Raw genomic sequence first — 13,000 nt, 5'->3', positions numbered from 1 at the left:
TTTATTCACCTCTTTCCTGTTCGCTAACGCAAACATTTGCCGGACATGTTTTGTTTAAGTGGTCGGCAAATTCTGCGTGGAAATGCCGCCAACAAGTGCTAAGAGCAACGGCAGCCGCCTGCCCCAAGCCGCAAAAAGAGGCGTTAGTCATGGTATTTATGAGCCGCCGGAGGATTATCAGATCTTCAGGGACAGCCTCACCGGCGGAAAGTTTCGTTAAAATGGCGTAAATCTGTTTGTTTCCTTCCCGGCAGGGCGTGCATTTACCGCAGGATTCATGGATAAAAAATTCAGTTACGCCTTTGAGATAATCAATAACGCAAACCTCTTCATCAAGAACCACGATTGCCCCCGAACCGACACTAAGTCCGGCATTACGCAGCGCTTTGTAACAATACGCCGTATCGAGTTGACCTTCACTGCCAATAGGGCCGGATTGGCCGCCCAGATGGAAAAATTTAAGCTTCTTGCCGTTCGGAATACCGCCGCCGATTTCAGGATCATAGATGACATCACGCAGGCTGACACCAAAAGGAATTTCATATACACCACGGTTGTTTACGTTGCCGGACAGGCAGACAAGTTTTGTCCCGCCACTGTCAGAAGTGCCATAGCCTAAGTATTTATCTCCTCCCTCCAGAACAATGGTCGGAATGCTGGCAATGGATTCCACGTTATTTACCAGGGTCGGCTTGAGAAACAGACCTACTTCGGCCAAATGCGGCGGTTTGATCCGCGGCCGCCCGGCTTTTCCTTCAATAGAATTTAACAGCGCTGAATTTTCTCCGCACACATAGGCGCCGGCGCCTGTCATAACATGAATATGAAAGTCAAAGCCGGTTCCCTGAATGTTATTGCCTAAATATCCAGCTTGTACAGCGTTATCAACGGCGTTTTGAAATATTCTTTGTATGGCGCGGTATTCGCCGCGAATATAGATATAGCCGTCCTGAGAACCAAATACATAGCCGGCAATCGTCATGCCTTCGATTACTCTGAGCGGATCTTGTTCCAACAGAATTTTGTCTTTAAACGTGCCTGGCTCACCTTCATCGGCATTGATCACAATATATTTCGGAAACTCACCGATTTCCAGAAGTTGTTCCCACTTTGCGCCTACCGGATATGCCGCTCCACCGCGCCCCAGGAGTTTTGCCTTTTTTACTTCTCCAATTATATCCAGCGGATTCATTGTGAATGCCTTTTTTAGCCCCTGGAAACCGCCGGCTTTGATATATTCCTCTACATTAACCGGCGTAATAGCGCCACAGTTGCCGGATATAAGCTTTCTTAATTTCGACATTACGACACCTCCCGGTAACTTAAAACGATTTCGGCTATCTTCACTGCAGTCAGATTTCCGTATACTATCTCGCCAATTTTGGCTACCGGCCCAATATCACAGGCGCCGACACAACTGGTATGCAACAAGGTAAAAAGCTTATCCGGCGTGGTTTCACCGAGCTTAATTCCTAATTCTTTTTCAAACAGCGCGACAACTTCATCAGCTTTGGTCACCTGGCAGGGGGTGCTTTTACATATTTCAATTATATATCTGCCTTGCGGCTTGATATGAAACATGGCGTAAAAGGTGAGTACATCATGTACTTTACTAACAGGAAGTTCTAATTCGTCAGCGACAACTTCGGCCCATTCCTCGGCCACATAGTTTTTTCCGGAACTGGCCTGAATATCTAATAATATGGCTAGCAGTTGCTCCCTGGATTTATCATACTTAGCTATAATGGCTTTCACTTGCTCGTAGCGCTTTATAATTGCCAATGCCTGTTTTTTGGGTATTGTCGTACAACACATTCTGCTCCCTCACCCTTACCTTTCTTCCTTTTGCAATACAATAGTCTTCTAATATTCAAATTCTTGGTCTTTGTACACAATTATCAAAATATGCTTTTGTTATAATCGCTGTATTAAAAGCGAACCGTTGAATTTATGCTAAACTGCGAACCTGCAGAAATTTTATTTTTGCTTCTCTTGGTCTAAGTTGCATTATTTTGCCATAGACAAGCCGCATGGCATCTTCCGGGCTATCTGATTTTACAGTTTCTTCAATTAAAACCGCATTATTTTTTGATAAACAAATATTGAATTTAACTGCGTATGATTTCATGTTACATAAGCTCCATCTTAAAATAATTATAAAATTTTATCCCCTTTAGCCGCCCGGCTAGAGCAGCGAAAACTTCGCTCGCCCTGGCAGGACGGCGCCAGGAGATACAATTAAAATATGTACTTTTAGTTGGTGTTTTTCCGTTGTAATTTATAGGCTAAGTAGCGTCGATATCCTTCCGCAAAGGCGCAACGCTCTGCTTCGCTTTTTGCTGCTAAAGCGGGCACAGCTTGGGGATGACCGTCGGCATCGAGTGACACCAGTGTAAAAAACGCCGTTAATGCCGTTAACGCCGGTTCTTCTTTTGACAAATCTTCAACAGTTACTGTGACCGAAACTTCCATGGAACTTTTGCCAGCAAACGTTAATTCACCATAACAAGTTACTACATCACCAACACGGATAGGCTGATGAAATTCCATTTCATCAACACGGGCAGTGACAATATTAGTGCGGGCATGCCGCCGGGCCACGACTCCAGCCGTATTATCCATGATCTTCATAATCTCGCCGCCGTGGACGTTACCTGCCGGATTAGCATGTTGGGGCATCATTACAACCGACATTGACACCTTAGAGTCCTCAACTGATTTTGACTTCATAACACTCTCCGAAATTAATTAATCTATTCTCTTAACAATTGTGGATACGCCCATTCCGCCACCAACACACAGGGTAGCTAATCCTAAATCAACTTTCCGTTTTTGCATTTCATGGAGTAAAGTAACCAGAATTCTAGTTCCACTTGCCCCGACAGGATGTCCCAGCGCAATCGCGCCGCCATTTACATTTACCCGCTCAGTTTGCCACTTTAATTCTTTGCCCACAGCCAAAGCCTGTGCAGCAAACGCCTCGTTGGCTTCGATTAAATCCATATCATCAATTTTCAGGTTTGCCTGTTTTAATGCTTTTTGGCTGGAAAGGATCGGGCCTAATCCCATAACTTCAGGCGCCACGCCGGCAGAAGCATAGGAAATGATTTTGGCCATAGGTTTAATACCCAACTCCTGCGCTTTGCGTGCATCCATGACAACAACAGCTGCTGCTCCGTCATTCACTCCGGAGGCATTGGCGGCGGTAACAGTCCCGTCCTTCTTGAATGCAGGCCGCAATCCTGCCAGACTTTCGGCAGTGACCCCGGTCCGCGGAAACTCATCCTGGGAAAACAGTTTCTTTTCTTTTTTGCCGGTTGTTACTTCCACAGGAACAATCTCCTCAACAAACTGTCCTGACTTAATTGCTCGTTCCGCTTTCTGCTGACTTTGAGCAGCAAAGGCATCCTGCTCTTCCCGGGATATATGGTATCGTTCTGCCACATTTTCCGCAGTAATCCCCATATGGTAGTGATTAAAGGCATCGGTTAAGGCATCATTCACCATGGTATCCACTAATTCCCCGTTACCCATCCGGTAACCCCAACGGGCTTTATCCAGGACATAGGGAGCTGCACTCATGTTTTCCATACCGCCGGCAATAATGATCTCTGCATTACCTGCAGCTATTAAACCGGCGGCAAGATTAACCGCTTTTAACCCGGAGCCGCAAATATTATTAATGTTCATTGCCGGCACATAATCGGGAATGCCGGCATATATGGCCGCCTGCCGCGCTGTTCCCTGCCCTAGGCCGGCCTGCAATACATTCCCCATAATTACTTCATCGACAAGTTCAGCGGAAATTCCGCTTCTTTCCAGTGCAGCGGCAATGACCACCCGCCCCAGCTGTTCAGCCGGTATTCCCGCGAGTGTCCCGCAAAATTTCCCAATTGGTGTTCTGACTGCTCCTGCTATAACTACTTCTCTCATACACAACACCCTTTCTAGTTATTAAACTCAGTCCCAATTACTCCTTTTTGTTTCATGGCGATAAATGCCGTTAGCAGAATACCTACTAAACTAAGTACCGCAGCGGCGATGAAGGCCTGGGAATAATCACCAAGCGAGACTGCCAATCTGGGACCCAGTATCCCGGCAAATCCATAAGCAATATACATCAGCCCATAGTTTGACGAAAGATTCTTTGTGCCAAACATGTCAGCCGTTACAGGTGCTATCAAAGTGGTAAAGCCACCATAACATAAACCGACTAACAGCATCGCACCAATAAACACCGGGAATGATTGGACTGCTGAAAGCGTAAACATAGCCACCCCAATACAGGTAAACAGGGAGAATATTACCGGATACCGGCCTATCCGGTCCGACAGCCAACCCCAGAGCAGCCTGCCACCGGTATTAAATACCGCCAGAATTCCGACGAAAAATGCTGCTTTTTCCGGTGTTAGTTTAAGCATTTGCTGCAAAATGGGCGATGCACTGCCCATAAGCATTAAGCCTGACGTTGTACCCAATGTAAATAATGCAAGTACTACATAGAAGACTGGACTTTTTACCATTTCGCTTCTTGTTTTGTCTATCCCACTGGTGGATCTATCAACTAATAACCCCGAACTATTTGCTACAGACATAGATTCAGGCAAATCACCAAGCAATCTTGATAAAACACAGATTACAATAAGGAAAATCGAGCCTAACACTTTAAAAGCGGCAAGCACGCCATACGCGGCAATTATATTGGCCGCAACCGGAGCAAAAATTATGGCGCCTGAACCATAACTGGCTGCCAGTAAGCCGGCTGACAGCCCTTTTTTATCCGGAAACAATTTAACCGAGTAGGCCATCAAACAGGGATATATCAGGCCAACACCGATACCGGTGCCAATGCCGTACAGCAAATATAGCTGAAATATTGACTGTATGAATCCTGTTGTCAGCACGCATAAGCCGTAGATTATCCCGCCTGCCAAAATTACTTGTCTGGTTTTTACTTTATTAACTATGTTGCCAATCAGCAGCGGCGTTAAGGTCGACGCCGCAATTTGCAGAGTAAAGGTCAGCGAGACATCCACAGCCGGCCAGCCAAAGTTTTTAACAATCGGATTTTGAAATACACTCCAGGAGTAACCAATACCCGCACAAACGCAAATTACCAGCGACACAGCCAGGTATATCCACCGTCTTGTTTCAAAATTCATAACCAATCCCCTCTTAATCCAAATTATCAATCGTCATCTATAGCGGCAAGTACGAGCCCTATTCTGGAGAATATTTACATATTCCACATATTATGTTATAATAATGTTTTCAGTAATACTATATTTGTTAGTCTCAACAAGGAGAAACGCATGAACAGCCTTCAAATTGAGTATTTTTTAGCACTGACAAAGTATTTAAATTTTACGGATACTGCTAAGGCTCTTTATGTTTCACAGCCGGCTATCAGTAAGCAAATTGCGGCGTTGGAAAAAGAAATTGGCTTTACGCTTTTTTTTCGCTCCAACCGCAATGTCAGCCTGACTCCGGCAGGTATGATTTACTTGAAGACATTTAAACAAATTAACGAACTTTATAGCGAAGCCCAGGAACAGGCACAAGCCATTTACAGCGAGCAAAACAGCAAAATACGTCTAGGCTGCGTTGAGGGAATGGAACTGAGTAGTTTGCTGAGCAAGGTTTTTACCTCCTTCTCAACACAGTTTCCCAGCATTCAGTACCATCTGGAACGGCATACCCCGCAAGATCTGGTAAGCGCCTTATATAACGGCGACCTGGATGTAGCCATAACCCTGGAGCCGTTTATCGAAGACAAGCCCGACTTATCCCGCATCTTTTTCATGAAAGCCAAACATATGCTTTTTGTGTCAGTAAATAATCCCATTATTCAAAAGGACAACTTTTCTATCACCGATTTGAAAGATGAAACTTTTATATCGTTAGCACCCGACATTATGCCATCAGCGGATAAAAGCATTGCTAATTTCTGGGAAAAAAATGGCTTTTATCCAAAAAAAATGCATTATGTCCCTAATGTGGAATCATTAATGCTTTCGGCTGAAGTAGGCCTCGGTGTTGCTTTCGGGGATACGCTGCTCAGGTTATGCAGCAGTTCTTTACTGCGTAATTTTGAGCTTAATACTTCACATAACATTTATCTGGTCTGGAAAAAGAACACAACAAACCTGCTAATACCGTCTCTGGCCAAACTTGTTGTTGAATTCAGCAAAGCTATGTCAGTTGTCGCCTCGCCGGATTCCGCCGCGGAGACAACCGGCTAAATCCGGAAACTTATCACTATATTACTTTTACCGCAATTCCTGTAACTTCGCTCAATTGACTGTATGGCCGCCCCAATAGATCATATCCCTGACAATCAAAAGCTTCCTGCGGAATTAAGACTATGTCCGGGCGCTTGTTTGTCAGGCAATAATCCTCGATTGCCTGTACAAAATCAGAGACAGTCAATAAACCGGCTGCTTTGATTGAGCCACCGAATAAATTATTTTTGACTGCCAGGACTTGTATCAGTCCTTTTTCAACAGACATCAGCTTAACTACCGAAGTCAAAACAGCAAAACCGAACTCTGATGACAACACTGCCGCCTTGCCGCCGGCGGCCTGGATACTCTGCTCCATTGCCTGCAGCCGTCTCATGTCAAAATCATATTCCATGACAGCACCGCTGCCGCCGCCTTCACCGTTATCCCATTCAACCTCGAAGTATTGTCCGTTGCGGCTAGCCTCCACCTTAACCGGTCCCGGCTGTTGCAACATATTCCAGGCTTCAACCCGGGAACGCGGCGCCAAGCCATTGGCAGTTTTAATGACATCGCCACGCCGCAAGCCGCTTTTATACGCGAGTGAACCGTTCACAATCCCTGCAACCACCGGCGTTAAGTCACTTAATAACGGTGGCTCCATAACAAGCGGGCAATTAATCTCTTGAGCCAGCCTGCTCACAAGCTCCGCCAAATCCCGGTGCATAGCCGTGGTGTCAAACTTAAGCGAGCGCGGGGCCCGCTTAGAGTAACCCGGCATAAATATGCGAATGCCAAGCGCCTGATTTGCCGCCAGATAATGTACGGTCCTGGTTACATCCTCCCAGCCAATCAGATGCGGCATGGCCACAATACTGCCGTGAAACGGCAGTTGATACTGCCTAAGGAGCTTAACCCCGTTGATGGCTTTTTCCGCCTGGCTGCGATTGTCGCCCATTAACCGTTCCCGGCCTTCAACAGTGCCGCTGTTTAAGGATAGATTGATTACTATCGGCATAGCCGTTTTTAGAAAAGCAACCAGCCGGTCGTCAAGACCGTGGCCATTGGTGGTAATATGAACGGGTGTTGCCGGGAATTTTTCCCGCACCAGCCGAATGATCTCCATAAAATCCGGGTGGCACAGCGGCTCGCCTTCAATAATACTGGTTGCCGATTCACCAATCGTAATCTTCTCCTGACCGTTTAAGAAACGTAAGGTCCAGGCTATTTCGTCCAAGGAACGCGGCGGCATCGACACAGTGCGGATACCTGGCGGATTGTCCTTGTGGCTGCAAAAGACACAGCGGGCATCGCAGGCGGAGGTAATTGGCAAAATATTGGCTTCCATGGCTGAGTGCAAAATCAAGTGTTCATTTTCCACACGCTACTCCCCCCACACCCTAACAAGATCACTGACCCCAAAATACTTTGAATATCATAAGCGCCAAAGTCATGGGTACAAAAAATTAAATCCGTAAAACCGGCAACTTGCTCCTGTTGCATCTGGCAAACACTGCAACAGGAAGTGCAAGTTGCTTTTATTTATTCCGAGCCCCTGAATGCTCCACGCCGGTTTGGATATGCTTCCATTACCGCCACGGAATCCGGGATAAGTAAGGTTGGTTCCGTTTTGGACTGAATTTCATCCACTGTGACACCTGGAGCCAGTTCCTTTAAAACAATTCCCGCTTCTGTTACTTCCATAAGACCCAATTCTGTAACAATCAGGTTTACAACCTTTACCCCTGTCAGCGGAAAATTGCAATTCTTTAGTATTTTAGGGGATCCGTCTTTAGCGGTATGTTCCATAGCGATAATCACTTGGCGCGCACCGGTAACCAGATCCATGGCTCCGCCCATGCCGACAATTCGACCGGGAGTCGCCCAGTTAGCCAGATTGCCTTGTTCATCAACCTGCAAGGCGCCGAGTACAGTGGCGGCCAGATGTCCGCCTCTGATAATCGCGAAAGAAGTAGCATGATCAACACAGGAAGCGCCTTTGACAATACTGACCGGCTGCGCTCCCGCATTGACAAAATCCGGATCTTCCTGACCGGCAGGAGGTTTGGGACCATAACCGATCAAGCCGTTTTCGGTATGCAATAAAACTCCGTCGGTAACGTAATTGCCGACAAGAGTCGGTGTACCTATACCAAGATTGACTACGTCCCCGGATTTAAAAAGCTTGGCAATCCTCGCTGCAATGAATTCTTTTGTATCCATCTTCTCCTACACCTTCCTTACTTCGCTAATACCATATTGACGAACACGCCGGGAGTCATAACCTGATCAGGCTCAAATGTGCCTGCGGGAACAATTTCCTCGGCTTCCACAATGACGGTTTTTCCTGCTGTAGCAACGATGGGATTATAGTTTCTGGATGTGCCCCGATAAACCAAATTGCCATATGTATCCGCTTTCCAGGCCTTAACCAGTGCTATATCGGCCGTTAGCGGTGTTTCCAGCAGATATTGAACTCCATTTACTTCAATCTTTTGTTTACCTGCTTCAATCATCGTGCCCATACCGGTTCTAACAAGTGCACCGCCTAAGCCGGCGCCGCCGCAGCGAATTCTTTCTACCAAAGTTCCTTGGGGATTGAGTTCAAGTTCCAACTCTCCCGCCTTGGTCATATCACCCACCAGTTTGAGCGCTTCAGGGTTCATGCCGATATAAGAGCAGACAAGTTTAGTTCCCTGCCGGCTGTCAAAAATTTTGCTGGCGCCGATACCGGCTAGGCCGGTATCATTCGAGATGATCGTCAGGTCTTTTACACCACTTTCGATAATAAGGTCAATTAACTTGATTGGTACTCCATAATTGGCAAACCCGCCAATCATAATTCGTTGTCCATCACTAAACTGGTTAATAATTTCCTCCCGGCTGACTACTTTATTCAAATGCAGCACCTCCTTCGTCCTATTCCCGCTCAATAATCGCCGCGATACCCTGTCCGCCGCCAATGCAGAAGGAGATTAAGCCTGTCTGCAGATTTCTTCTTTTTAGCTCACTTACCATCTTGGCAACTAAAATTGCGCCGGTAGCAGCCATAGGATGTCCGAGAGAAATAGCCCCGCCGCAAACATTTAATTTTGCCGTGTCCATCCCTAATTCACGAATGCAGGCCAGAGACTGAGCGGCAAAAGCTTCGTTCATTTCTATTAAATCGATGTCCTGCATGGTCATACCGGCTCGGGCAAACAGTTTTCTGGTAGCCGCTACCGGGCCAATTCCCATGATCAGCGGATCTACACCGGTTACTGCAAAATCCCGGAACTTGCCAAGTATTTCGAGGCCCTGCGCTTTTGCCTTAGCTTTTTCCATAACCACAACCGCACCTGCGCCGTCGCACAAGGGCGAACTATTGCCGGCAGTTACAATACCATCCTGCTTGAACACCGGCGGCAGCTTGGCAAGTCCCTCCATGGAAGTGTCCGCTCTTACGGTCTCATCCTTGGTTACTACTACGGTTTTTCCTTTTCCCGCCGGTACTTCCACCGGCGCTATCTGCTCGTCAAAATATCCCAGTTCCCATGCGGTTGCTGCTTTTTGATGGCTCAAGAAGGCAAACTCGTCACATTCCTGGCGGGTTAGGCCATACTGTTTAGCAACGTTTTCAGCTGTAATTCCCATGGGAACATTCATATTCCCCGGGGCAATCCTGACTTCCGCCCATTTAGGAGGGGCTGCCTGGTAGGCTGCGCCGGGTTTCTCCATGATATAACAGCGAGTGGAATCGCTTTCTACGCCGCCGGCCACAAACACATCCCCATAGCCGGCCTGAATCATGGCCGCCGCATGAGCAACCGCATTCAGTCCGGTTCCGCACTGGCGGTCAAGCGTAATACCCGGAACACTAATCGGCAGGCCGGCGGTTAAACCCACTACTCTGGCCATATTGTTGACTTCACTGTTCATGAGATTGCCAAAAATTATATCATCAATTTCCGCGGGATCAATCTTGGCCCGTTTGACTGCTTCCTTGACGGCAATTGCCCCAAGTTCATGAGCTTTTACCGGCGCGAAAGAACCCCTGAACTTGCCTACCGGCGTCCGGGCAACAGCTACTATAACTGCTTCTCTCATTATTTACTTCCCCTTAATCCCAGAATCTGCCTGGCGTCAGCAGGTGTAGCCACTTCTTTGCCTGCTTCTTTTACCAGCCTGCCGGCCCTGGCCACCAAATCAACATTGGTAGCTAACAGATCCTTAGAGTAATATACATTATCCTCCAGACCCACACGCACATTGCCGCCCAATGCAATTGCCGCATATAAAATCGGCAAATGGGCTTTACCTATTCCAAAAGCCGACCAGGTTGCGTTTTTAGGCAGCAGGTTTCTCAGATACACCAGGTTTTCTACTGTGGCCATGGCTGCGCCAAGTACGCCCAGGACAAATTGATAATGCGGCGGCGCCAGCAAAACCCCTTTTTTGAGATAATATTCGGTGGTATGGATCATGCCGGAATCAAATATCTCCAGTTCGGGCTTTACCTGGTTTTCAATCATAACTTTTCCCAGTTTTTCCAGGAACTGCGGGGTATTCATGAACACCCCGGCCGGCATCCAGTTAAAGCTGCCGGCATCAAAGGAAGCCATTTCCGGCCTGATAGCCGCAATATGCGCCATTCTTTCCTCATCAGAAGCGCGATTGTCGCCGGAGGTAGTTAAATTAATCACCACATCGCATTTTTCCTTAACAAGGGCAACCGTTTCCTGGAACAGCTCGGTATTCATTGTGCCTAAGCCTTTTTCATCCCGCATATGCAAATGAACGACGGCAGCACCTACTTTCCAGCATTCATAGGCGTCATTGGCAATCTCTTCTGGCGTCATTGGGATATGGGGGTTAATGTCTTTCGGAGTTACGGCGCCGGTAAGTGCGGCTGTAATAATTACTTTATCCATTTCATTCACCTCATCAATTTTTAAACCAAATATTGCAGTTAATTTAAGCTTCCCTTAGCTAAATAGTCGTTGGGGATTACGAATCATTATTTTATCAAGTTGCGAGTCGGTGGCACCCATTCTTTTCAAGTCAGGTATAATGGTTTCAAATATCCGTCCTATATGTGCATCAGCAAAAATTGCTGCCATTTGCGGCGGCATTTCCACCGGCCTGCCCAATAAAAGATTGACCGTGTCATGTGAAAACAGCAGCCGGTCTTCATAACCAAGCGCAAGCAATGCTACGGTAAGCGCTTCACGAAAAATATCTTTCGGCGAATCACCTAATCCTTGAAGGCCAAACCGATCAAAGCCAATGTATACACCTTTTTCAAGTACTCTGACCTGATATTGGATATCCGTATTGCCGCACATATGGCCAATCATAATTTTTCCCGGGTCAGCTCCTGCGGAAATTAGCAGTTCGGCCTGCTCACACCCCATAGTCCCGGCCTGAGTATGGGTAATGATGACAACGCCTGTTTCCCGCTGAACTCTTGCGGCCGCCTTAAAAAATAACTGTTCGTAGTCAGTAATACAGTCTTTGCTGGAGGCTAATTTGATTACTCCGGCTCTAATTCCCGAAGCCCCTATACCTTCCGTAACTTCCCGCAGCAGCATTTCATAGATTTCTTTTTCTGCATGTCCCAGCAGATTTCTGAATTTGAAATAGGCCGGCGCGCCTTCACCTTCATAATAGTAGCCTGTCGCACAAATTATGTTTACACCTGATTGTAAAGAAATTTCCTTCAACAATTCCGGTTGTCTGCCTGAATCATTGGGTGTAGCATCAACAATTGTTTGTACTCCATGCAATTTAGCCCGCTGAGCGGCTGCTACACCGATTGCCAGTGCCTGGCTCTTATCAAATGGCCCAAAGGTTGCATCTCCCGCAAATCCCGGATAGCCAAACACAAAATGCTCGTGCATCAGGGTCTTTCCTAATTGGTTAACAGCAATAGGCCCGGTAACAGTATTAACCTTGCTTATCATATGCATCGGCCACCTTATTACTTGATGTACACTTTACTATTAGTGCCGCCGTTTACTTCAAGCACATGGCCTGTTACATAATCTGACATGTTCGTCGTTAAGAACTCGATAGCATATGCACAATCTTCCGGAGTGCCGAAGCGTTGCAGTGAAACATTGCGTAAGAATTTCTCCTCACCGGTTGCTGCAAAGCCTGTTTTTAATCTGGCGGTACTGATATACCCCGGGGCAATGCAATTTACATTAATGCCATACGGGCCAAGTTCATTGGCGAGCAGCTTAGTATAATGGATAATGGCAGCCTTGGACATCGAATAATGCGCATAAGTTCCATCAAAGTTGGCCATTTGCCCGCCTACGGAGGCGACAGTTACGATTTTTCCGGCCCGGTTCTTCTTCATCATAGGCGCTGCAGCAGTAACAGTGTACACTGTTCCGTCCACATTTCTGGCTACTACCTTGTGATAGATATCCAAATCCATTGCCGACGCTTTACCTTCCGTCAGCGGCCCCATGCCGCCGCCGGCGTTGCAAATTAGAATTGACACATCACCAAGTTCGTTACTGATCTTTTGCACAGCGGCAAATACCTGTTGCTGACTGGAGATATCGGCCTCAGCTCCGATCGCCTTTATACCAAGCGCCCGGAGTTCTTCAACAACTGTATCTGCCGTCAGTTGGTCCGCTTCGGCCTGAAACTCCTGAAAAGACCGCAAGCTAATGTCAATAACGCCAATATTTGCTCCCAGTTTTGCTAAATGCAAGGCATAGGCTCTGCCTAACCCTCTGGCCGCTCCTGTAATTATTGCGGTTTGTCCGGTTAACTTCCCCATCGGG

General features: G+C 47.0%; 14 protein-coding genes. 1 reads left to right on the top strand and 13 read right to left on the bottom strand.

The genetic code is table 11. From position 1 onward, the window contains the following. Position 1 precedes the first annotated feature (1 nt). From SATMO3_RS07105 to SATMO3_RS07080, 6 genes are all read right to left on the bottom strand, one after another. Complete coding sequence (locus tag SATMO3_RS07105) at positions 2-1,303, bottom strand: NADH-quinone oxidoreductase subunit F (protein WP_371379471.1); 1,302 nt, start codon at positions 1,301-1,303, stop codon at positions 2-4. Further along, positions 1,303-1,815, bottom strand: a complete 513-nt coding sequence (locus tag SATMO3_RS07100) for an NAD(P)H-dependent oxidoreductase subunit E (protein WP_371379468.1) — start codon at positions 1,813-1,815, stop codon at positions 1,303-1,305. Before SATMO3_RS07100 ends, SATMO3_RS07105 begins: the two co-directional genes overlap by 1 nt. A 133-nt stretch (positions 1,816-1,948) precedes the next feature. After that, the gene (locus tag SATMO3_RS07095) at positions 1,949-2,128 is read right to left on the bottom strand and encodes a hypothetical protein (protein ID WP_371379466.1); all 180 of its coding nucleotides are present in this window, start codon (positions 2,126-2,128) and stop codon (positions 1,949-1,951) included. Positions 2,129-2,253: 125 nt separating this feature from the next. Continuing rightward, on the bottom strand, positions 2,254-2,730 hold the full coding sequence (locus tag SATMO3_RS07090) for an acyl-CoA thioesterase (RefSeq protein ID WP_371379463.1): 477 nt from the start codon (positions 2,728-2,730) through the stop codon (positions 2,254-2,256). 18 nt (positions 2,731-2,748) lie between these two features. Beyond that, positions 2,749-3,933: an acetyl-CoA C-acetyltransferase gene (locus SATMO3_RS07085; protein ID WP_371379460.1), complete on the bottom strand. Its 1,185-nt coding sequence runs from the start codon at positions 3,931-3,933 to the stop codon at positions 2,749-2,751. A 14-nt stretch (positions 3,934-3,947) separates the two neighbouring features. Then, positions 3,948-5,162 (bottom strand): OFA family MFS transporter, encoded by a 1,215-nt coding sequence (locus SATMO3_RS07080; protein WP_371379457.1) that lies wholly within the window; start codon positions 5,160-5,162, stop codon positions 3,948-3,950. Positions 5,163-5,312: 150 nt separating this feature from the next. Between SATMO3_RS07080 and SATMO3_RS07075 the strand changes: the two genes are divergently transcribed. After that, a complete protein-coding gene (locus tag SATMO3_RS07075) occupies positions 5,313-6,242 on the top strand; it encodes a LysR family transcriptional regulator (RefSeq protein WP_371379454.1) in 930 nt (309 codons plus the stop codon). Between the two features lie 16 nt (positions 6,243-6,258). On the opposite strand, the gene SATMO3_RS07070 is transcribed toward SATMO3_RS07075, so the two are convergent. From SATMO3_RS07070 to SATMO3_RS07040, 7 genes are all read right to left on the bottom strand, one after another. After that, a complete protein-coding gene (locus tag SATMO3_RS07070; protein WP_371379452.1) occupies positions 6,259-7,602 on the bottom strand; it encodes a DUF512 domain-containing protein in 1,344 nt (447 codons plus the stop codon). Between the two features lie 161 nt (positions 7,603-7,763). Next, positions 7,764-8,444: a 3-oxoacid CoA-transferase subunit B gene (locus SATMO3_RS07065; protein WP_371379449.1), complete on the bottom strand. Its 681-nt coding sequence runs from the start codon at positions 8,442-8,444 to the stop codon at positions 7,764-7,766. A 17-nt stretch (positions 8,445-8,461) separates the two neighbouring features. Further along, a complete protein-coding gene (locus SATMO3_RS07060; RefSeq protein ID WP_371379446.1) occupies positions 8,462-9,121 on the bottom strand; it encodes a CoA transferase subunit A in 660 nt (219 codons plus the stop codon). Positions 9,122-9,140: 19 nt separating this feature from the next. Next, positions 9,141-10,307, bottom strand: a complete 1,167-nt coding sequence (locus SATMO3_RS07055) for an acetyl-CoA C-acyltransferase (protein WP_371379443.1) — start codon at positions 10,305-10,307, stop codon at positions 9,141-9,143. Next, positions 10,307-11,131: a 3-keto-5-aminohexanoate cleavage protein gene (locus tag SATMO3_RS07050; RefSeq protein ID WP_371379440.1), complete on the bottom strand. Its 825-nt coding sequence runs from the start codon at positions 11,129-11,131 to the stop codon at positions 10,307-10,309. Before SATMO3_RS07050 ends, SATMO3_RS07055 begins: the two co-directional genes overlap by 1 nt. Before the next feature lie 54 nt (positions 11,132-11,185). Further along, complete coding sequence (locus SATMO3_RS07045) at positions 11,186-12,163, bottom strand: phosphotriesterase (RefSeq protein WP_371379437.1); 978 nt, start codon at positions 12,161-12,163, stop codon at positions 11,186-11,188. A 17-nt stretch (positions 12,164-12,180) separates the two neighbouring features. Beyond that, entirely contained in the window at positions 12,181-12,996 is an 816-nt protein-coding gene (locus tag SATMO3_RS07040) for an SDR family NAD(P)-dependent oxidoreductase (protein ID WP_371379434.1), read from the bottom strand. Between the last annotated feature and the right edge of the window lie 4 nt (positions 12,997-13,000).

Source organism: Sporomusa aerivorans, assembly GCF_041428895.1.
Classification (GTDB): Bacteria; Bacillota; Negativicutes; order Sporomusales; family Sporomusaceae; genus Sporomusa; species Sporomusa aerivorans.
This window is presented reverse-complemented; position numbering and strand designations above follow the sequence as displayed.